Source organism: Streptomyces sp. TG1A-8 (genome assembly GCF_030499535.1).
Taxonomy (GTDB): Bacteria; Actinomycetota; Actinomycetes; order Streptomycetales; family Streptomycetaceae; genus Streptomyces.
The window spans coordinates 3,508,723-3,529,608 of the sequence record NZ_JASTLB010000001.1 but is presented as its reverse complement, the minus strand read 5'-3'; the positions used below and the strand labels follow the sequence as shown (position 1 = coordinate 3,529,608).

At 75.5% G+C, this 20,886-nt stretch carries 17 protein-coding genes; 2 read left to right on the top strand and 15 right to left on the bottom strand.

All coding sequences use genetic code 11. The annotated features are described in order from the left end of the window. Positions 1–13: 13 nt before the first annotated feature. The 10 genes from QQY24_RS15245 to QQY24_RS15200 all read right to left on the bottom strand — a co-directional run bounded on the left by QQY24_RS15245 (position 14) and on the right by QQY24_RS15200 (position 12,816). On the bottom strand, positions 14–1,486 hold the full coding sequence (locus QQY24_RS15245; RefSeq protein WP_301973235.1) for an NDP-hexose 2,3-dehydratase family protein: 1,473 nt from the start codon (positions 1,484–1,486) through the stop codon (positions 14–16). Between the two features lie 28 nt (positions 1,487–1,514). Further along, complete coding sequence (locus QQY24_RS15240; protein ID WP_301973234.1) at positions 1,515–3,968, bottom strand: methyltransferase; 2,454 nt, start codon at positions 3,966–3,968, stop codon at positions 1,515–1,517. A gap of 49 nt (positions 3,969–4,017) precedes the next feature. Then, positions 4,018–4,767 carry a glucose 1-dehydrogenase gene (locus QQY24_RS15235; protein ID WP_301973233.1) on the bottom strand — a complete coding sequence of 250 codons (750 nt, stop codon included), beginning with the start codon at positions 4,765–4,767 and terminating at the stop codon, positions 4,018–4,020. 65 nt (positions 4,768–4,832) lie between these two features. Continuing rightward, positions 4,833–5,084: a phosphopantetheine-binding protein gene (locus tag QQY24_RS15230; RefSeq protein ID WP_301973232.1), complete on the bottom strand. Its 252-nt coding sequence runs from the start codon at positions 5,082–5,084 to the stop codon at positions 4,833–4,835. Positions 5,085–5,106: 22 nt separating this feature from the next. Continuing rightward, on the bottom strand, positions 5,107–6,624 hold the full coding sequence (locus QQY24_RS15225) for a class I adenylate-forming enzyme family protein (RefSeq protein WP_301973231.1): 1,518 nt from the start codon (positions 6,622–6,624) through the stop codon (positions 5,107–5,109). Position 6,625: 1 nt separating this feature from the next. Continuing rightward, complete coding sequence (locus tag QQY24_RS15220; protein ID WP_301973230.1) at positions 6,626–7,702, bottom strand: ketoacyl-ACP synthase III family protein; 1,077 nt, start codon at positions 7,700–7,702, stop codon at positions 6,626–6,628. Further along, positions 7,699–9,018, bottom strand: coding sequence for a lipopolysaccharide biosynthesis protein RfbH (rfbH, locus tag QQY24_RS15215; RefSeq protein WP_301973229.1), 1,320 nt, complete (start codon positions 9,016–9,018; stop codon positions 7,699–7,701). The genes QQY24_RS15220 and rfbH overlap by 4 nt, the downstream gene beginning before the upstream one ends. A gap of 151 nt (positions 9,019–9,169) precedes the next feature. After that, the gene (locus QQY24_RS15210; protein WP_301973228.1) at positions 9,170–10,162 is read right to left on the bottom strand and encodes an NAD(P)-dependent oxidoreductase; all 993 of its coding nucleotides are present in this window, start codon (positions 10,160–10,162) and stop codon (positions 9,170–9,172) included. A gap of 28 nt (positions 10,163–10,190) precedes the next feature. Beyond that, a complete protein-coding gene (locus QQY24_RS15205; protein ID WP_301973227.1) occupies positions 10,191–11,507 on the bottom strand; it encodes a nucleotide disphospho-sugar-binding domain-containing protein in 1,317 nt (438 codons plus the stop codon). 61 nt (positions 11,508–11,568) lie between these two features. Then, positions 11,569–12,816, bottom strand: coding sequence for a nucleotide disphospho-sugar-binding domain-containing protein (locus QQY24_RS15200; RefSeq protein ID WP_301973226.1), 1,248 nt, complete (start codon positions 12,814–12,816; stop codon positions 11,569–11,571). A gap of 201 nt (positions 12,817–13,017) precedes the next feature. On the opposite strand from QQY24_RS15200, the gene QQY24_RS15195 reads away from it, so the two are divergent. After that, a complete protein-coding gene (locus QQY24_RS15195) occupies positions 13,018–13,974 on the top strand; it encodes an ABC transporter ATP-binding protein (protein ID WP_301973225.1) in 957 nt (318 codons plus the stop codon). Continuing rightward, on the top strand, positions 13,971–14,840 hold the full coding sequence (locus QQY24_RS15190) for an ABC transporter permease (RefSeq protein WP_301973224.1): 870 nt from the start codon (positions 13,971–13,973) through the stop codon (positions 14,838–14,840). Before QQY24_RS15195 ends, QQY24_RS15190 begins: the two co-directional genes overlap by 4 nt. Positions 14,841–15,536: 696 nt before the next feature. Here QQY24_RS15190 and QQY24_RS15185 read toward each other — a convergent pair. From QQY24_RS15185 to QQY24_RS15165, 5 genes are all read right to left on the bottom strand, one after another. Further along, positions 15,537–16,025 (bottom strand): nuclear transport factor 2 family protein, encoded by a 489-nt coding sequence (locus tag QQY24_RS15185; protein WP_301973223.1) that lies wholly within the window; start codon positions 16,023–16,025, stop codon positions 15,537–15,539. A gap of 89 nt (positions 16,026–16,114) precedes the next feature. Then, entirely contained in the window at positions 16,115–16,900 is a 786-nt protein-coding gene (locus QQY24_RS15180; RefSeq protein WP_301973222.1) for a cyclase family protein, read from the bottom strand. A 38-nt stretch (positions 16,901–16,938) separates the two neighbouring features. After that, on the bottom strand, positions 16,939–18,159 hold the full coding sequence (locus QQY24_RS15175) for an FAD-dependent monooxygenase (RefSeq protein ID WP_301973221.1): 1,221 nt from the start codon (positions 18,157–18,159) through the stop codon (positions 16,939–16,941). 215 nt (positions 18,160–18,374) lie between these two features. Continuing rightward, entirely contained in the window at positions 18,375–19,178 is an 804-nt protein-coding gene (locus QQY24_RS15170; RefSeq protein ID WP_301973220.1) for an SDR family oxidoreductase, read from the bottom strand. Next, positions 19,175–20,833 (bottom strand): FAD-dependent oxidoreductase, encoded by a 1,659-nt coding sequence (locus QQY24_RS15165; RefSeq protein ID WP_301973219.1) that lies wholly within the window; start codon positions 20,831–20,833, stop codon positions 19,175–19,177. The genes QQY24_RS15170 and QQY24_RS15165 overlap by 4 nt, the downstream gene beginning before the upstream one ends. Between the last annotated feature and the right edge of the window lie 53 nt (positions 20,834–20,886).

Genomic DNA, 20,886 nt, shown 5'->3' with positions numbered 1-20,886 from the left:
CGGCCCGGGCGCCTCACCGGCCGGACGCGGGCACGGCCAGGGCCAGGCAGGCCAGCAGGGTGCGGGCCTGGACGTTGACGCAGTTGGCCTGGCGGACGAAGGAGGCGAGCTGGGGGAGGGTGAACCAGCGGTGGCCGGGGGGCTCCTCGGCGGCGAAGTCCTCGGGGACCTCGATGACCTGGTAGCGGCTCTCGGCGTTCAGGAACCGGCCGCCCTCCTCCGCGTGGACCACGTCGTACCGCACCTCTCCCGCGCCGCCCGACAGGACCAGGTCCAGGAACGGCGGGCGCCGCTCGGGCGGCAGCCAGGCGTAGTTGCCGGGCGTGTACTGCACGGTGGGCGCGAGCTGCACCGTGTCGAGGAAGCCGGCCTCGGCCCGGGCGTGCACCAGCACGTGGGGCACGCCGTCCACGCGCTTGGCCAGGAAGGCGGTCACGCCCCGCCCCCGCGGCTCGAACAGGGGCTGGCGCCAGCTGGTGATCTCGCGGTTGCCGGCCTCCACGGCGACGCCCACGACATCGAAGTACCGCCCCTGCCGGTGCCGTCCCGCGCGGGCGTCCCACTCCCAGCCGGGCAGGTCCCTCAGGGGCACCGCCCGCGCGGTCAGGGCGCGCCGGGCGCGCTCGCCGGTGAACCAGGACAGCAGTTCCTGGTCGGTGTGCAGGGCCCGGTCCCGCCCGGCCGGCTCGCCGGTGTCCAGCGGCAGGCACGACAGGACCGTGCGGGAATCCATGTTCACCACGTTGTCGTGGCGCAGCAGCGCGCCGAGCTGGCCGAGGGTCAGCCAGCAGAAGTCCTCGTGCAGGGGCACGTCGCCCAGCGCCTCGACGACCATGTTCCGGTTGCTCTTGCCGAGGAACCACGAGCCGTGCTCGGACTGCAGGCTGTCGGTGACGACGCGGGCGAGGCGGCCCGCGCGGTCGCCGTCGAAGTACTCGATGTACTTCACGTCGGCGCCCCGGTGCACCTTGGTGAAGTTGCTGCGCGTCGCCTGCACGGTGGGGGAGAGCTGGAGCAGGTTGGGGTTGCCGGGCTCCATCTTGGCCTGCATCAGGCAGTGCAGCACCCCGTCGAACTCCTTGACGAGGATGCCCAGCACCCCCACCTCCGGCTGGCGGATGACCGGCTGGTGCCACTCCGGCACGGGGCCGTCCTCCGAGCGGACGTGCAGGCCCTCGACGGAGAAGAAGCGCCCGCTGCGGTGCACGAGGTTGCCCGACCCCGGCTCGAAGGACCAGCCGTCCAGCTCCGCGAAGGGCACCCGGGTCACCCGGAAGCGGCCCGCGTCCCGCCGCTCCCCGAGCCACCGCGGGAAGGCCTCCGTGCTCAGGTGCCGTCCCTGCGCGGCGGCCGCCGACCGCGCGAGCCGCTCGGACCACCCGGGCACGAGACGCGGGCGCAGCGCGCCGCCGGGAACCGGCCGGGACGGCCGCGCGCGCGGCGGCGCGTCCGGCGGCGCGGCGGACGGGGACGGGGAAACGGACATGGCAGCCTCCGGGAGTGGGGTGGGGTCGTCAGGACGCGGTGCCGGGCACCCTGGCCTCGATCAGGTAGAGCGCGCTGCGCGCCCGGGTGACACCGGCGAACTCCAGGCCGGCCCGGCGGAACAGGTCCTCGAAGTCGCCCTGGTGGTGCTCCCGGCCGCCGACGTTGAGCAGCAGGAAGAGGTCCATCGCCGTGGTGACCCGCGGCTCGGGGCTGAGGTCGACGAGGTTCTGCACGACGACGATGCGGGCCCCGGGCGCGGCGTGCTCGGCGACGTTGCGCAGCACCCTGACCGAGCGCTCGTCGTCCCACTTGAGGATCTGCTTGATGACGTACACGTCGGCGCTGACCGGCACGGCGTCCAGGCAGTCGCCCGCGGTGACCCGGGCGCGGCCGGCCAGTTCGCCGCCCTCGCGCAGCGCCGGGTCGGCGCCCTCCACCACGGCCGGCAGGTCGAACAGCTCGCCGGTGACGTGCGGGTGCCGCTCCAGGATCGTCCGCAGCAGGTGGCCCTGGCCGCCGCCGATGTCGGCGACGCTGCCGGCCCCGTCGAGGTCGAGGGTCTCGGCGACGGCCCGGGAGGTGAGCGCGCTCGCCTGGGTCATGGCCCGGTTGAAGACGCGCGCGTCGTCCGGGGCGTCCTCCCGCAGGTAGCTGAAGAAGTCCTTGCCGTACAGCTCCGGCAGGACGGCCTTGCCGGTGCGCACGGCCTGCTCCAGACGCGGCCAGGCGTCCCACGTCCAGGCGGCGCCCGCCCACAGCACCATGTCGGCCATGCCGCCGCCGGGCGCGTCGGAGCGCAGCAGCCGGGAGGTCGCGGTGTGCCGGAACCGGCCGGGCGCGGTCTCCTCGAACACGCCGTGCGCGGCGAGCGCGCGCAGCAGCCGGGCCAGGGTGTCCGGGGCGGCGTTGACCGCCCGGCCCAGGTCGCGGGCGTCGGCGTCCTCGTCGTCCAGGGCGTCGGCGACCCCGAGCCGGACGGCGACCTGGATCGCGGAGGCCGCGGCCACGCTCAGCGCGATCTCCCTGATCCGGGTCTCGGCCTGGAGCTGGTCGTCCTGGGGCTGGTCGTCCTGGGTCGTGCTGGTCCGCTGCGTCGGCATGGCGCGTTCCTCTTCCTCGGCTTCTTCGGGGTTCTCGGTGTCTTCGGCGGGCGCGGGGTCCTCGGCGGTCGCGTCGGCAGTCGCGGTCCGGCCGGCGCGCGGGGCCGGTCCGGCGGGGCCGGCCGGGCGGGCGGCCCGGTTCCCGGCGCGGCCCGGCAGGGCGATGTCCTCCAGGACCGGCACGATTTCGGCGGGGCCGGGCAGCCCGGCGAGCTCCTCGCGCAGCCGGGCCGCGCGGGTGCGGTGGACGGGGTCCCGCAGCAGCCGGGTCAGCGCGTCCCGCACGGCGGCCGGGCGGTCGCCGTCGCTCGCGGGGACGACCAGGCCGGCCCCGGCCCCGGCGACGCGGCGGACGTTCAGGTGCTGCTCGGCGGAGAACGGGACGCCCAGCTGGGGCACGCCCGCGGCGACCGCGGTCATCGTGCAGCCGGCACCGCCGTGGTGCACCACGGCCGCGCAGCCGGGCAGGACGTCGCCGAGCGGGGCGCCCGGCAGCAGCCGGACCCCGGGCGGCGGGGTGCCGAGGGCGGCGGTGTCCTCGGGATCGGCCAGGACCAGCACCTCGGCGCCCGTCGCGGCGCAGGAGGCGGCCAGCTCGGGCACCAGCCGGGCGACCGGGCCGTACACGCCGGCCAGGGAGCGGCCCCAGACCAGGCAGACGCGGGGCCGGCCGCCGGACGGCGGCTCCAGCCGGGGCGCGGTGCCCGGCCCGTTGTACGGCACGTACCGCATCCGCAGCCGGCGGGCGTCGGTGGGCGGTTCGAGGCCGGGCGGGCAGGGGTCGAGGACGTACTCGATCAGGTCGGTGCCCATCTCGCCCGCGCCGTACCGGGGGAAGGACCCGGTGGGGTCGCCGGGGATGATCCGCAGCTCCGGTTCGGGTTCGGCCGTGCCGTGCGGGCCCCACAGGTGCAGGACGGCGGGCACGCCCAGGACGCGGGCGGCGAGCAGGCCCTCGATGCTCATCCGGTCGTGGACGACGAGGTCGGGGCGCCAGGCGCGGGCGAAGCCGACGACGGCATCGAAGCCCTCGCGGGTGGCCCGCAGGATCCGGGGCCGCTCGGTCGTGCGGAAGGCCGCGAAGTCGAAGTCCTCGAGCCGGCGCAGCTCCTCGCCGGTGACGGGGTGCGGCGGGAGCCGGTCGTAGGGCCAGGCGCCCTTCTGGGCGGCCCAGTAGTTGTTCAGCCGGCCCTGCTCGGCCATGCCCAGCGCGGGCCGCAGGAGGGGTTCGGGGGTCAGGCCGGCGCGGCGCAGCGCCGCGGACTCGCCGGCCGCGCACGCCACGCGCACCTCGTGTCCGGCGGCCTGCAGGGCCCGGCCGAGCGGGACCAGGGGGTAGTAGTGCCCCGGCCAGTCCGAGACGGTGAACAGCACGCGCACGAGGTCTCCTCGGAGTCGGCGGGTCGGCGGACGGGCGGCGGCAGCCGGCTCACGGGGTCAGGTGTCCGGCGATCCAGCCGCCGTCGACGACGACCTCGGTGCCGGTGACGTAGGAGGAGTCGCCGGCGGTGAGGAAGAGGACCACGGACGCCGTCTCGTCGGCCTCGCCGAAGCGGCGCAGCGGCAGGGTCCGGTGCAGCCACTTGACCTGCATCTCGTGCAGGTCCTTGGTCATCTCGGTGCGGATGACGCCGGGGCAGACGGCGTTGACCCGGATGCCGTCCGGGCCCAGCTCCATGGCGGCCACCTTGGTCATGCCGACCACCGCGAACTTCGAGGCGCAGTACGCGGACAGGTACTTCAGCCCCATCAGCCCGTCGACGGAGGAGATGTTGACGATGCTGCCGCCGCCGGCCTCGCGCAGCGCCGGGACGACGGCCTGCATGCCGAGGAAGACGCCGAGCTGGTTGACCTCGACCACCTGCATGAAGGCCTCGGGCGACATCTCCTCGACGCTGCCGATGTCCACCACGCCGGCGTTGTTGACGAGCGCGTCGAGCCTGCCGTACGCCGCGCGGGCCGCGGCGACGGCGGCGGCCCACTCCTCGGGGCTGCGGACGTCGAGCCGGACGTACGTCGCCGCCTCGCCCAGCTCGTCCGCGAGCCGCTTGCCGTCGTCGTCCAGGATGTCGCCGAGGACGACCTTCGCGCCCTCGGCGACGAAGGCGCGCGCCGCCGCGGCGCCCTGGCCGCGGGCGCCTCCTGTGATCAGGGCGACCCTGCCGTCGAGCTTGCCCATGGTGCTGCCTTTCGGATGGAGGTGGTGGAGGTGTACGGGGGTGTGCGAGGGGGCGGGCCGCGGCGTCAGGCCGCGCGCAGGCCGGACAGGACGGCCCAGAGGCTGCCGGGGGTCCCGAAGGTCTCGGAGGTGAGGTACTCGTCCGGGAACGACACCTCGTACTGCTGTTCCAGGCGCAGCAGCGTGTCGATCGTGGCCATCGAGTCCAGGCCGTGGTCGCTCAGCCGGGTCCCGGCGCGCAGGGCGCTGTCCGCGGGCAGCAGCGGCAGCGCCTCGCGCAGGATCTTCTCGAAGGGTTCGTCCCAGGGGACGGTCATGGCGGCGGGTTCCTTTCGGGTCTCAGGCGGCCGTCGGCGCGGCCGGGGCCGGCCCGGCGGCGAGGGCCTTCTTGTCGGTCTTGCCGTTCGGGGTGAGCGGGAGTTCCGCGCGCACGTGGCAGACGGGCGGGACCTTGGCCGGCTCCAGCCGCTCGGCCAGCGCCTCCAGCACCTCGCCGGCGGGGCGGTCGGCGGCGACGTGCAGCACCATGTCGGCGTCCGCGGCCGGCGGCAGCAGCGCCGCCGCCCGGACCCCGGGGACGTCCAGGGCCGCGGCCTCGATCTCCAGCGCGGACATCCGCACCCCGCGCCGCTTGAACAGGTCGTCGCGGCGTCCGTGCACGTACAGGTGGCCGTCCGCGTCGAGGTGGCCGTAGTCCCCGGTGTGCAGGGTGACGGCACCGGTCGCGGGGTCGGGGCGGAAGCGCTCCCGGGTGAGGTCGGGGGCGCGCCAGTAGCCGGCCATGACGTGCGGCCCGCGCACCGCGATCTCCCCCGTCGACCCGGGCGGCAGCGGCCGGCCGGCGTCGTCCAGGACCAGCACCTCGGTGCCGGGCAGGGCCCGCCCGACGGAGTGCGGGCGGGCCAGGTCCCCGTCGGGTTCGAGGACGGTGATCCGCTTGCACTCGGTGGTGCCGTACATGGGCGCGACGCGCGCCTGCGGGAAGGCGGCGCGCAGACCGTCGAGGACCGGGCGGTTGAGGGCCGCCCCGGTGCTGGTGAACAGCCGGACCGGGGGCGCCGGCCGGCGGTCGCGCGCGGCGAGCCGGAGCACCAGCTCGGCCAGGGAGGGCACGACCGGGAAGACGGTGACCGAGTGCCGGTGCAGCAGTGTCATCAGGCCGACGTGGGCGTCGGTGCGGGAGATCACCAGCTCCGCGCCCGCGGCGACCGTCAGGAAGATCTGGTAGAGCCCGTAGTCGAAGGAGAACGGGACGGCGTTCAGCACCACGTCGTCCGGGCGGTAGCGCAGGCGGTCGGCGATGGCGGCGGTGGCGAACACCGCGGCGCGGTGCGGGGACATGACCGCCTTGGGCGCCGAGGTGCTGCCCGAGGTGTACATGAGCAGGGCGAGGTCGTCCGCGCCGACCGGCACCCGCGGGGCGCGCGCCGCGTCCGCCGCGCCGCCGCCCGGTCCGGTCCCCCCGCCGAGCGGCACCTCGGCCAGGTCGTGCGCGGGCACCTCGCCCAGCCGGGCCAGCAGCTCCACGTCCGCGCCCTGGGCGACGGCCAGCGACGGTTCGGCGTCCGTGAGCACCCGGGCCAGGTGGAAGCCCTTCATGGCGGTGCCGACCGGCACGAACACGGCCCCCGCCCGCAGCGTCCCGAACAGCAGGGCCACGAACGGCCGGGCGTTGCCCAGACGGGCCAGGACCCGGTCCCCGGGGCGGACCCCGCGGTCCAGCAGCCACGCCGCGCAGGCGTCCGCGGCCCGGTCCAGCTCCGCGTAGGTCCAGGCGCCCCCGCCGTCGCGGACCGCGGTCGCGCCGGGCCGCCGTGCGACGGCCCCCTCCAGCAGTTCGTGCAGCAGCTCCGCCATGTCACGCGCCCCCTGATCGCTCGTCGGTCACGGAAGTGGGCACCCGCCCGTCGCCCCAGTCCGGCAGCTCGGTGATCTCCAGCACGGCGGCGGTGCAGCTGTAGCCCGCGCCCCCGCCGAACAGCAGGACCCGGTCGCCGGGCGCCACGGCCCGGGTGCGCACCAGCCAGTCGAGGCCCGCGTTCCAGTCGCCGGCGCCGATGTGCCCGGTGGTGCGGCCGTACTCCCAGGTGGTGAGGGACTCGGGCACCTGGAGCAGGTGGTGGAAGTGGTAACCGTGCTCGAAGCGTCCGGTGGCCCCGATCACCACGCGGGCGAGGTCCTTCAACTGGGTCCGGGAGTCCGCGAGGGCCTGGTTGCGGGCCTGGTTGATGAGGCGTCCGGTGCGCAGCTCGGTCTGCTTGGCGTCACCGGCCGCCGCGTGCCGGGCGGCACGCGCCACCAGGTCCACGGGGGTGCCGGGATCGGGGGCCCGGCGCAGCGGCTGGTCGCCGCGGGCCGCGGCCTCCAGGGAGTTGTCGACGACCGTCGCGGTCGACAGGACGCGGGCGAAGCCGCCCCGGGTGGACAGGACCATGGCGGTGCCGCCGTCGCCGTAGACGTTGTAGTCGTGCATGTTCCAGCGGTCGACGGCGGGCGGGGCGAAGCGGTCGGCGGTGGTGACCAGGGCCGCGTGCCCCTTGCCGATGCCGGCCCGCAGGTGGGCGCCGGCGAGTTCGATCGCGCCGAGGGCGCCGTTGCAGCGCTGCTGCACGTCGAAGGCGGGCACGAAGCGGCCCACGGTGTCCGCCGCGACGTAGGAGGCGGTGGGCCAGATGTCGAGTCCCTGGTACCACAGGCTGCTGTGCAGCAGGAGCGAGAAGTCGCGTTCGGCGGTGCCGGAGCGCTCCAGCGCGGACCGGCCGGCCCGCACCGCCATGTCCGGCGGCGCGGTGTCCTCGTCCACGCACACGGAGACGTAGTCGCGGGCCCTGGCGCGCTCCGCGTCGTAGCGGCCCTCCTCGACGGCGCGCTCCACGGGCAGCGCCCCGGGCAGCCAGGTGCCGACCGCCGCGACGTACAGGTCGTCCCACTTCATGACGCCTGCCTCCACTGCTGCGCCCCGCAGAACTCGCGGACCGAACCGATCATGTAGTCGACCATCTCGGCGGTGAGCAGCGGGTGGACGCCGATCCAGAAGGTGTGCTCGGTGACGACGTCGCTGTTGGCCAGGTCGCCGACCACCCGGTGCGGGAGGCCGGTGTAGGCGGGGTGGCGGGTGAGGTTGCCCGCGAACAGCCGCCGCGTGCCGATGCGCCGGGCCTCCAGGAAGTCGGTCAGGCCCTTGCGGGTGTACGGGGCGTCGGGCCGCACCGTGAGCACGAAGCCGAACCAGCTCGGGTCGCTGCCCGGCGTGGGCTCCGGCAGCAGCAGCCCCGGCGTGCCCTCCAGACCGTCGCGCAGCCGCCGCCAGTTGCGGCGGCGGGCCCGGCCGAAGTCGTCCAGCTTGGTGAGCTGGGTCAGGCCGAGGGCGCCCTGCAGGTCGGTGGCCTTCAGGTTGTAACCGACGTGGGAGAAGATGTACTTGTGGTCGTACCCGTGGGGCAGGGAGCCCATCTGGTGCTCGAAGCGCTTGAGGCACTTGTCGTCCTCGCCGGGTTCGCACCAGCAGTCGCGGCCCCAGTCGCGCAGTGACTCCACGATGCGGGCGAGCGCCAGGTTGCGGGTCAGCACGCAGCCGCCCTCACCGGTGGTCAGGTGGTGGGCCGGGTAGAAGCTCACGGTGCTCAGGTCGCCGAAGGTCCCGGTGAGCCGGCCCTGGTGCAGGGAGCCGACGGCGTCGCAGTTGTCCTCGATGAGGAACAGCTCGTGCTCCTCGGCGAGCCGGGCGACGTCCGCGACCGGGAAGGGGTTGCCCAGCGTGTGGGCGATCATGATGGCCCGGGTGCGGGGGCCGATCGCCGCCTCGATGCGCTCCGCCGTCGTGTTGTACGTCGCCAGGTCGATGTCGACGAAGACGGGCACCAGACCGTTCTGCACGATCGGGTTGACGGTGGTGGGGAAGCCCGCGGCGACCGTGATCACCTCGTCGCCGGGCACCAGCCGGCGCTCCTCCAGCTGCGGCGAGGTCAGCGCGGTGAGGGCCAGCAGGTTCGCGGAGGAGCCCGAGTTGGTCATGTGGGCCTTGCGCAGCCCGAGCCGGCGGGCCAGGGCGCTCTCGAACTTCCGCGTCTTGACGCCCGAGGTGATCCTCAGGTCGAGCGCCGTCTCCACCAGCGCCACCCGGTCGTCCTCGTCCAGGACCGCCCCCGCGGGCAGCAGCGGGGTGACGCCCGGCACGAACTCCTGGGTGCCCGCCGTCTCCCGGTGGTACTTGCGTACGTCTTCCAGCAGCAACGCTTTACCGCCGCTCACCTCATCGCCTCCCGCGCGCCTGTGGGCCGAGCGGCCCTTACTCGGACATCCGGGCCACGGGCTCCGGGTCCTTCTCCGATCGGGGGTTGACTCACGGCGCGTCCGGCAACGGTGCCGGACGCCCGCCCCGAGTCACGGTGGTGCACCGGGCTCAAGAAGCCCTCGAAGTCGGGCCGCGGCCCGCGCGGGCCTCCTCCCACAGCGCCGCGAGCGACTCCGCCAGGCCCCGGCGGGGCACCCAGCCGAGCGCGGCGCGGGCGGCCCCGCAGTCGACGCGCTGCCACTCCACGCCCGCGCTGCGGGCCTCCTCGCCGCCCTCCTCGACGACCCGCGCGGGAATGCCGCTGGCCTCGATCAGGCCGTCCACCATCCGGCGCACGTCGACGGCCTGGCCGCGGCCCAGGTTGAACACCCGGCCGGCCACCGGCCGCCGCGCGGCGGCCACCACCGCCTCCGTGATGTCGCGGACGTCCACGAAGTCCCGGTGGGAGCGCAGCGGGGACAGCCGCAGCTCCGCCGTGGTGCCGCCGTCGGCGGCGGCGCTCAGCTGGGCCGCGACCCGGCCCAGCAGGCTGGCCCGCGGCAGCCCGGGGCCCACCACGTTGGCGATGCGCAGGACCACGCCCTCCGGCCGGCCGCCCGCGCCGGCGGCCAGCACGGCCCGGCTGCCGAGGAGTTTGGTGCGCCCGTAGACGGTCGTGGGAGACGGCGGGCTGTCCTCGCGCAGCGCGGTGCCCGGCGGCACCGGCCCGTACTCGTGGACCGAGCCGAGCTGGACCAGCCGCGCCGGTACGGGCAGGGCGCCGACGGCCGCGACGATCCGCCGCACCAGCGTGACGTTGACGTCCTCCATCTGCCGCGCGGAGACGTCCCACACCGCCCCCGTGGTGTTCACCACCACCGAGGGGGCGAGCTCGCGCAGCAGCCCCTCGACCTCGGGCGGGGGCGCGGCCAGCAGGTCGAGACGGACGTCCCGCACGCCCGGCGGGCCGGCCGCGGCCCGCCGGGCCACCGACACGACGTCGTACCCGGCCGCCGCGAAGGCGGAACACACGTGCCGCCCCATGAAGCCGCTGCCGCCCAGGACGACGGCGCGCTCCGGCCCGGCCCGCCGCCCCGCCGGGGCCCCGGCATCCTGGCTCATCGTGTTGCCCCTTCCTCTCGCGCGGCCGTCAGAGGGCGGCGGACGCGGCCGTGACGGCCGCCGCGCGGGCGGACGGTGCGGCGGCCCCGGGCTCCGGTGCCGTGTCGGCCGGGAGGCGCCCGGTGGCGGCCAGGTGCTCCAGGACCGGGACCAGGCGGTCCGGGGCCGGGCGGGCCTCGTTGCCGGCGCGCAGCCGCCGGGCCGCCGCGCGGTGGGCCGGGTCGGACAGCAGCGCGGCGACGGCGGACCGGATCAGCTCCGGCGTGGCGCGGTCGCCCGTGAGATGGCGTCCCGCGCCGGTCGCGGCGAGGCGGGCGCCGTCCGCGTCCTGTTCCGGGCCGAAGGTGAGGGCGAGCTGCGGCACGCCGGCCGTGGCCGCCGTCATCACCGACCCGGCGCCCCCGTGGTGCACCATCGCGTCGCACGTCGGCAGCAGCAGGTGCAGCGGGAACTGCTCCACCACCCGGACGTTGGCGGGCAGCTCACCGAGCGCGGCCACGTCGTCGGGGTGCACCGGCAGGACGATGTCGAGGTCCTGGCCGGCCAGCGCCCGCACCACCCGGGGCACCAGGTAGGAGGCCGCGCCGTAGGACCGGCTCACCGAGTTGCTCCACAGCACGCACACCCGGGGCCGTTCGGGGGCCTCCAGCGCCCACGGCTCCATGGCACCGGGCCCGTTGTAGGGGACGTAGCGCACGGGTAGCCGAGTGGCGGCGGTCGGCGGGGTGAGGCCGGGCGGGCAGGGGTCGATGACGTACTCGACGAGACCGGGTCCCATCTCCGGCAGCCCGTGGCGGGGGAAGGCGCGGGTGTAGTCGACGGGCAGCGGGTGCAGCTCCGGGTCGTCCTCCCGGGTGCCGACCGGTCCCCACAGGTGGGCGACGTGCGGCACGCCCAGCGCGCGGGCGGCGAAGATCCCCTCCATGCTGAGCCGGTCGTGGACGACCAGGCCGGGCCGCCAGGCGCGGGCGAACTCCAGCACGCCCGCCAGTCCCTTCCCGGTCTCCGCCGCGATGCGGCGCTTGCACTCCTGGGCGTAGCCGGTGAAGTCGAAGCCGTCCAGCGAGGCCAGCTCCTCCCCGGTGTCGGGGTGCAGGCCGGGCAGCTCCCGGTAGCGCCAGGTGCCCGCCTTGATGTCGGTGAGGTTCTTGAACCGGGTCAGGAAGACCATGTCGAGGTCGCCCAGGACCGGTACGGGGGTGAGCCCGGCCCGCTCCAGCGTGCGGGCCTGGGAGGGCGCGCAGGCCACCCGGACCTCGTGGCCGGCCGCCTGGAGCGCCCAGCCGAGCGGGACCATCGGGAAGTAGTGGGCCGGCCAGTCGGAGACCGTGAACAGCACGCGCATGGTGTGCTCCGCCTTCTTCGTGCGTCTGCGTGATCGGTGGGTACGGGTGCGGGGCGCGGGCTCAGGCGGCGACGCGGCCCGCCGGGCGGCCGGCGGCGAGGCGCTCCAGGTCGGCCACGAGCGCCGCCTGGGTGGGCCGGGCCAGGTTCTCCTCGCGCAGGCGGTGGGCGGCCAGGGCGAAGGACGGCTCGTCCAGCAGCCGCCGCACCAGGGCGCGCACCGTGTCCTGGTCGGCGAGGTCGCCGCGCAGTTGCAGCCCGGCGCCGGCCCCGGCCACCCGCGCCCCGTTGGCCTGCTGCTCGGCCGCGAAGGTCAGCGCCAGCTGCGGGACCCCGGCCGCGACCGAGGTCATCGCGCAGCCGGCCCCGCCGTGGTGCACCACGGCCGAGCAGGTCGGCAGCAGGAACTGCAGCGGGAACCGCTCGAACGCCCGCACGTTGGACGGGAGTTCACCGAGCGAGGCGATGTCCTCGGGGGTTCCGGTCAGCACGACCTCGACGTCGAGGGCGCCGAGCGCCGCGACGATCGTGGGCACGATGAACGACCGCGGGCCGAACATCCGGGTCAGCGAGTTGCCCCAGACCACGCAGACCCGGGGCCGGGCCGGCGGCTCCAGCACCCAGGCGGGCATCCCGCCGGGGCCGTTGTAGGGCGTGTAGCGCACCGGGAGCCGGTGGGCGCGCGTCGGCAGCCGCAGGCCGTCCGGGCAGGGGTCCACGACGTGGTTGATCAGGTCCGGGCCCAGCTCGCCGACGCCGTGGCGGGGGAAGAAGCCCGCCGGGTCCTCGGGCAGCAGCCGCAGCGAGGGCTCCTCCTCGTGGGTGCCGACCGGGCCCCACGCGTGCAGGACGGCGGGCACCCCGGTCACCTTCGCGGCCAGCAGGCCCTCGACGGCCAGCGGGTCGTGGACGACGAGGTCGGCGCCCCAGCGGCGGGCGAAGTCCAGCGTGCCCTCGTAGTTGGCCTTCACCGCCGTGGCGATCTCCCGCCTGTTCCCCGCGGCCCAGGCCGGGAAGTCGAAGTCCGCCAGCGACGCCAGCTCCTCGCCGGTGACCGGGTGCAGCGGCAGCCCCGGGTAGGGGCGCCGGCCGGCCTGCGCGTCCCAGAAGTACAGCAGCCGGGTCTGGGTGACCATGTCGAGGCCGCCCATGAGGGGGACGGGGGTCAGACCGGCCCGGGAGACCGGCCCGGCCTGCGCGGGGGTGCACACGACCCGCACCTCGTGGCCGGCCGCCTGGAGCGCCCAGCCCAGGGGGATCATCGGCGCGTAGTGCGCCGACCAGTCCGACACCGTGAACAACACACGCATGGTGAGACCTCTCGTCCGCCGCGGGCCGGCCCCGCTGTGCGGGGGGATGTTCGCGGGCCGGGCTCGATCCCGTGTCGAACCCGCCTAGACCCGGGCCGCGCCCGGCCGGCGGGCTCCAGGCCTGCTGGAGCGGGTCTCATCCCCCGCCACCAGCATCTGCGCATACCGCCGGGGCAGTCGCACGCGAAGGAGAACGCCGCCATGACGGACGCGGCCATCCGAACGACCGGACTACACAAGACGTACAACAGCGGCGGCCGGCCCGTGCACGCCGTCGACGGACTGGAACTCGAGGTACGGCCGGGCGAGTTCTTCGGGCTGCTCGGGCCCAACGGCGCCGGCAAGTCGACCACGCTGGGCATGCTGACCACCCGGATCGTGCCGACCCGGGGCAGTGCGACCGTCGCCGGCTTCGACGTGCAGGCGCAGGCGGTCGACGTGCGCCGGCACATCGGCGTGGTCACCCAGGCCAACACCATGGACCGGGCGGTCAGCCTGCTGGAGAACCTGGAGTTCCGGGGCCGCTTCTTCGGGATGAGCACCAAGCAGTCCCGGCGCCGGGCCGGGGAGCTGCTGGAGCAGTTCGGGCTCGCCGAGGTGGCCGACCGGCTGGACGACCACGTCTCGGGCGGCCAGTCCAAGCGGGCCATGGTCTGCCGCGCGCTGATGCACCGGCCGGAGGTCCTCTTCCTGGACGAGCCCACGGCCGCGATCGACCCGCAGGCCCGGCGCAAGCTGTGGGAGCTGCTGCGGGAGCTGAACGCGGCCGGGCAGACCATCGTGCTCACCACGCACTACCTCGAAGAGGCCGAGGAGCTGTGCGACCGGATCGCCGTCGTGGACCACGGCAAGGTGCTGACCTGCGACAGCGTCGACGGCATCAAGGCGACCGCGGGCGCCGAGACCGTGATCACGGTCTCCTTCGACGGGCCGGCCGACACCGCCGCCCAGATCGCCGGGAAGCTCGACGGCGTCCAGCGGGCCGAGGCGGACGGCCGTGACCTGCGGGTGCACGCCAAGGCCCCGGCGGACGGACTGCTCGGCGAGCTGATCTCCGTCGGGCGTGACCACGGCCTGTCCGTGCGCAACGCGGCCACCCTGCCGCCCAGCCTCGAGACCGCCTTCCTCAACCTGACCGGACGGGAGTACCGGGAATGACCACGACCATCGCTTCCCCCAGCGGGACGGCGACGCAGCCCGTGCGCGGCGGGCGGCTGTCGACCGGGCTGCACACCTTCGCCGCGCTGCTCAGCCGTGATGTGCGGGTCACCCGGCGGCAGCTGGGCTCGCTGGTGCTGCGGGCCGTCATGCAGCCGCTCGCGTTCACCTTCGGCTTCGCCTACGTGCTGCCGAAGATCGGCCTGGCCGGCGGGTTCGGCGGCACGCAGCCGGGCGCGCCGAAGTTCACCACGGTGCTGGTGCCGGGACTGGTGGCCATCACCATCGCCGTGCAGGGCATCACGGCCGTGATGATCCCGCTGCTGATGGAGCTGGCCTACACCAAGCAGATGGAGGACCGGGCGCTGGCGCCGGTGCCGCTGTGGGTGATCGCCGTCCAGAAGATCGTGTCCGCGGCGTTCCAGGCGATGCTCGCCGGGCTCGTGGTGTTCCCGGTGGTGCTGCTGGTGCACGCGGACGGGCAGGCGCCCGACGTGCACGTGCACAACTGGCCGCTGTTCGTGGTGACGTTCGCCCTGGCCTGCCTGCTCGCCGCCTGCACCGGGCTGCTGCTGGGCACGCTGTTCGACGTGCAGAAGGTGCAGCACCTCTTCGCGGCCGTGATCACCCCGCTGACCGTGCTCGGGTGCGTCTACTTCCCGTGGTCCGCCCTGGAGGCGGTGCCCTGGCTGCAGTACGTCACCCTGGCCAACCCCGTGGTCTACATGGGCGAGGGCCTGCGGGCCTCCCTCACGCCCGAGGTCGGCCACATGCCCGTGTGGGCGTTCCTGCTCGCGGAGGCGGGCGGCGTCGTGCTCCTGGGCGGCCTGGCCCTGCGCAACTTCACCCGCCGCGTGCTCGGCTGACACCGGCCCCGTCCACGCCCCACCCCGAAGCGCCCCGACGGCCCCCGCCGGGGCGCTTCGCGCTGCGCCCGCCGGCGGGCGGACCCGGCCGCACCCCGCCCGCGCGCTCCGCGGCGGGAGGGGTGCGGGACGGGGGTGGGGACGGGGTGGGGACGGGGGCGGGGTCGACCCGGGTGCGGCTGCCGGGCGGCGCGGCCGTCGCGGTACCGCGGCCGTCCCCGCCGCTCCACCTGTGCGCCCCAGGTCCACCGCGCCGGCCGCGGTTCCCCGCGGGGTGCCGGGTGCGGCGGGTCCGTGCGGCGGCCCGGTGGTGGGGCAGCCGCGTGGTGCCGGGCGCGGCGGACCCGGCGCGGCGGACCCGTGTGGTGCCGGGCAAGGGGCCCCGGGCGGTGGCCCCGGCGGCCCCCGGCGGCGCCTGGCGCGGTGCGCCCTGTGGTGGCCCGGAGCAGTGGCCCGGCGCGGTGCCTGTGCGCGGCGGGGCCGCGAGGCCGGTCGGCCGGTTCGCGGGGCCCCGCGGGACCCGCCGCGCGGTCCGTCCCGCCGGATCCGTCCCCGCGCGGTCCGTCCCCGCGCGGTCCGTCCCCGCGCGGTCCGTCCGTGGAGGGTGGCGGCCGGTCGCCGGGGCGGGCGGGCATGGCGAAGGCCCCTGGTGGCCGGGGGAGGTCCGGTCCGCCAGGAGCCCTGGGGGTGGTGGTGTCAGGAGGCCGGCGCACCGGGGTGGTCGTCGCGGGTGACGCGGCGCTCCTTGACCTGCCAGGCGCCGTCGACGCGGACGAGCACGTCCTCGCAGACGCACGCCATGCGCAGCCCCGAGGATCCGCCGCGGGGCGTGCTGAAGATCAGGGCGTAGCAGCGCACGTCCAGCACCTCGGCGCCCTCGCGCGGCACCACGGACACCATGCCGTGCCAGTGCCGGCGCTGCTCGCCCGCGGCTTCCAGCCCCTGGTGGGTGCGGCGCACCCCCGCGGCCAGGGCCGCCCGGCCGGACACCGGCTCGGGCAGCGTCTCGGGGTGGAAGAAGCCGTCCTCCGTGAAGGTGCCGGCCCACTCCTCGGCGGCGCCGGAGTCCAGGAGGTGGAAGTGGTGGGCGTAGAACTGCTGCACCTCGGCGTAGAGCTGGGCGAAGAGGGCGCGGTCGGCCGGGGTGCCGGTGCCGGCCGCCGGGCTCACGGTGGTCAGGGTCATCGTGCTGGCTCTCCTTGGTGGGACGTGGTCGGCGGGGCGGGGCCGGGGCCGGTCGGCGGACCGGCCCCGGCCCGTGGGGCGGCGCGGGGTCAGTCCTCGTCGTCGACGAGCGCGACCGCGCGGGTCCAGCCCGCCCCGGCGCCGGTGATCTTGACGGGGAAGCAGGACACCGTGAAGCCGTACGGGCGCGGCAGCTGGTCCAGGCCCGCCAGGCGCTCGATCTGGCAGTACTCGCGGTCGCGGCCCGCGAAGTGGGCGGGCCACAGCACGCTCTTGTCGCCGCTCTGGGCGTAGGCGCTCAGGATGTGGCCGAAGGGCGCGTCGAGGCTGAAGGCGTCGGTGCCGATGACCTTCACCCCGAGGTCGAGCAGGAACCTGGTCGCCGAGGCGTCCAGGCCGACGAAGTCGGTGAAGTACTGCATCGTGCCCACGTTGCGCCAGGCGCCGCTGTTGATGAGCGCGATGTCGTACGGCTGCGGCTGGTAGCCGATCCGCGCCAGCTCCTTCTCGATCACCGACGCGTCCACGGTGCCGACGCCGGCGTCGGTGAGGTCCAGCACGAAGGCGGGCCGGTGGAACCAGTCCAGCGGCATCTCGTCGATGGTGCGGGGGCGGCCGTCGCCGTAGTTCGCCCGGGTGCCGTAGTGGGCCGGCGCGTCGATGTGGGTGCCGGTGTGGCTGTTCAGGGTGAGGTTGTCGATGGACAGCAGCTCGCCGTCCGGCAGGTCGGCGGGGTCGAACTCCAGGTTGAAGTTCTCCCGCATCTCCTTCGCCATCTGCCGGGCGCCCTCGGCCGGCGTGACGATCTCGTGGGTGACGGGCTCCGGCTCCCACTGGGAGGCGTCGATCGGGGTGGAGAGGTCGATGTAGCGCATGGTTCCTCCGCGGTCTTCGGTGGCTTGTCGAGGGGCCGTCAGGCGGTGAAGAGGTCCTCCCGGACCCGGATGGCGGGGTTGCCGTAGGCGATCCGGCGGGTGATCCTGCGGCCCAGCGGGGTGCGGCTGACGGCCTTGGCGATCCTGGGGCGGACGGCCGAGGCCACGCGGCCCTCGGCGAACATGCCCTTGCTCTGCATCACCTGCAGGCGCATCACGGCGTCGATGTCGGCCGAGCGCGCCTGCTCGTAGGCGGCCAGCTCACCGGCGCCGACCGTGCCGGTGCCCCCGTGCAGGGCGGCGACCAGGACGGGGTGCAGGACCACCGCGTCCTGGACGGCCAGGTTGATGCCCTGGGCGCCCAGCGGGCTGTGGGTGTGCGCGGCGTCGCCGATCAGCACCAGACCGTCCTGCACCCAGTGCTCGGCCCGGGCTGCGAACACGTCCAGCAGGGTCAGGTCGGTCAGCGCGCCCACGCAGTCGCGGACCAGGTCCGCGTACTCGGGCAGCGACCGGGCCACCTGCTCGCGCACGTGGTCGATGCCGCGGGCCGCGATCTCCCGGTAGCTGTGGTGCGGCAGGGTCCAGCCGATCTGGACGCTGCCCGGGTGGGAGTCGTACGCGATGACCGGGCCGCCCTCGCCCCGGTGGATGCGCACGACGCCGGTGGGGTCGGCCGGCAGCTTGAACCACAGCACGTCCATGTCGAACACGTCGTGGCGGTGGTTGTCGATGCCGGCCAGGGAGCGGGTCTTGGAGTACCGGCCGTCGGCGCCCACCACGGCCCGGGCGGTGACGGTGCGGGCACCGTCGTGGCCCTTGGTGGTGACGCCGCGCACGGCACCGCCGTCCCGCAGCAGCCGGGCCACGCCGTGCCCCGGCAGGTGGCGGAAGCCGTCGAACCGCTCGCACAGCGCCAGCAGCGCCCCCAGCAGGTGGCGCTGGGGCAGGCTGAGCAGGTGGTCGTAGGGGGAGGGCAGCCGGCGGTAGTCGAAGTCCATCAGCACCCGGCGCGGATCGGTCAGCCGGAACCGGGTCAGTTCGTGGGCCCCCCGGGACCGGGCGTCGTCGAGCACGCCGAGCTGGTCCAGCAGCGCGAGCCCGCCGGGCTGCAGGATCTCCCCGCGGTACTCCCGGTCGAGGCCGCGCGCCTTCTCCACCACCGTCACCCGGACACCCGAGCGGAGCAGCAGCAGCGCCAGGGTGAGCCCGGCGGGCCCGCCGCCGATGACGCACACGTCGGTCCTGATGTCGCTCACGGCGCTCGTCGCGTCCTCCCGCGTGGGTGCGTGCCGGTCCGCGGGCGCGGTCCGGCCGGCCGGCGCCGCGCCCGCGGACCGGCCGGGCCGGGCCTGCGTGGTCTGTCTGGTCTGGGTGGTCTGTCTGGTCTGGGTGGTCTGCCTGGTCTGCGGGGACCGCGTGGTCCGTGCGGTCCGCGTGACCGGCGTGGTCCCTGTCGTCTGGTCGGTCATGGTCAGGCCCGCAACCGGGAACCGCCGTCCACGGTGATCACCTGGCCGTGGATCCAGGCCGCCTCGTCGGTGCACAGCAGCGCCACCGCGTCGGCGAGGTCCTCCGGGCGGGTCAGCCGGCCCGCCGGGGTGCGCGCGGCCAGGGCGCGCGCGGCCTCCGGGTTGACCGCGGCCGGTTCGCCCTTGTCGAGCTTGGCCGTGGCCACCGCGTTGACCGCGATGCCCTGCGGCGCCAGTTCGACGGCCAGGTAGCGCACCAGGCTCTCCAGTGCCGCCTTGGCCAGGCCGAGGCCGACGTAGCGCGGTACGACGGCCTGCGCGCCGAGGCTGGAGACGGCGACGATGCGGCCGGGCCCGCCGGCCATCGCCGCGGCCAGGTGCGCCGCGCCGTGCAGCAGCGGGTCGACGGCGGCGGCCACGTCCTGGTGGACGTCCGCGACCGCGGCGGACAGGGTCGGCATCGGGTGGAAGGACGCCGCGTTGTGCACGAAGACGTCCAGGCGGCCGTGGCGGTCGGTGATGCGGTCCAGCAGCGCGGGCAGCGTGTCGGGGCGGGTGATGTCGCCCTTCACCGCGACGGCGGTGCCCTTCAGCCCGCGCAGCGACTCGACCGCCCGCTCGGCGTCCGTGTCGTTGGTGGCGTAGTTGAGGTAGACGTCGCAGCCCGAGGCGCACAGCTTGCGGGCGACGGCGCGGCCCAGGCCCCGGGAGGCCCCGGTGACCAGCGCGACGCGCCCTTCGAGACCCAGCGTGGCGGCCTCCGCCGCGCGGGCCGCCGGTGCCGGTGGAGCGGGTGCCGGTGTCACAGTTCCTCCTGAGAAGTCGCGTGGGCGGCGGCGCGGGCCGCGCCGGCGGCCAGCGGGGCCCGCCCGTCGCCCGCCAGGGCGAGCGCGGCGAGCGTCGCGGGGTCGGTGAGCGAGGTGCCGCGGGCGGCCAGGTAGCCGTCCGGCCGGATCAGCAGCCAGGAGCCGGGCGCCGCCCCCAGGTCGGCGCGCAGCACGTGTCCGGGGTCGGCGAGCGGCACGGCGGCCCCCGCCGGGTCCGGGACGGCGGCTTCGGCGACCGTGCGCACGGACAGCCACTGCCCGTACCGGTCGGCCGCCTCCCGCACCGCCGGGCCGCCGCCGAAGGCGAGCAGGGTCCAGCGCAGGTCGCGCAGTTCGCCGGCGAGCGCCGTCCAGCCCGGGGCCGCGGCCCGTTCCGGCAGCACCTGCCCGATGCGCTCGCCGGGCCGCGGACCGGTGTCCTGGGTGCCGTCGGCGGACGTCAGGGGGCTGTCGGGGTAGGCGAGGTTGAGTCCGGAGACCCGGCCGAGCGCGGTGCGCTGCATGCGGACCCGCAGCGGCGGCAGCAGCCGGGCGAGGGTGAAGACGACCGGCAGCGCCACCGACGCCAGGGCGTTCTTCAGGGCGACCAGCTGGGTGGCGCGCTTGGTGGAGCTGAGCAGCGCGCGGCCGATCGGGACGCGTTCGGCGGCGTAGGTGTCGAGGAGTTCCTCGCGGGCGTGGCCGCGCATCACCAGCGCCAGCTTCCAGGCGAGGTTGTACGCCTCCTGCACGCCGGTGTTCATGCCCTGGCCGGAGGCGGGGCTGTGCACGTGGGCGGCGTCCCCGGCGACGAAGACCCGGCCCACCCGCATCCGCGGCACCATGCGCTGCTGCGCGGTGAACACGGACACCCAGCGCGGGGTGTCCACGCGCACCCGGTGGCCGAGTCCGGCCGTGAGCTTGCGGGAGAAGCGTTCGGCGACCGCGGTGTCGTCGCCGCCGTAGCTGACGTCGACCGTGTCGAGCATGCGCCAGCGGCGCTCCCCGGGCAGCGGGGCCATCATCAGGGTGCCGCCGCCGGTCCGGATCAAGTAGATGCTGTTGGGCGGCAGTTCGGTGTCGACCGTGGCGTCGGCGAGCAGCCAGGTCTCGTTGGACTCGCCGATGAGCGGCAGGTCCAGCACCTTGCGGACGGTGCTGTGCCCGCCGTCGGTGCCGATCAGCCAGGGGACGCGGACGGTCTCGGTGGCGCCGCCGGCGTGCAGGGTGGCGGTGACCCCCTCCGGGTCCTGCCGGAAGGTCTCCAGGCGCACGCCCCACTCGACGTGGACGCCGCGGGCGGCGAGCGCGTCGCGCAGCACCTCCTCCGTGGCGACCTGTTCGATGGTCACCGTGAAGGGGAACCGGGTCGGGCTGGCGCTGTAGTCGGCGTCGAGCCGGGCGAGCCGGCGCCCGTTCTGGAAGAGCGTGAACGCGGTGATCCGGCGGGACCGGGCGAGCATCGCGTCCAGCACGCCGATCTGGTCGTACGTCTCCATGGTCCGGGGATGGGTGGCGATCGCCCGGCTGGTCGCGGCCGGGCCGGCGGCCGCGTCGACGAGTCGCACCCGGACACCCCGCCGGGTCAGTTCGTACGCCGCCGTCAGCCCGACCGGACCGGCGCCGACGACGAGCACCTCGATGGGTTCCCGCACTGTTCTCAAGTCTCCTTCTGCTGCCGTCGGCCCCGGCGGGCCGAGGGGCCCGG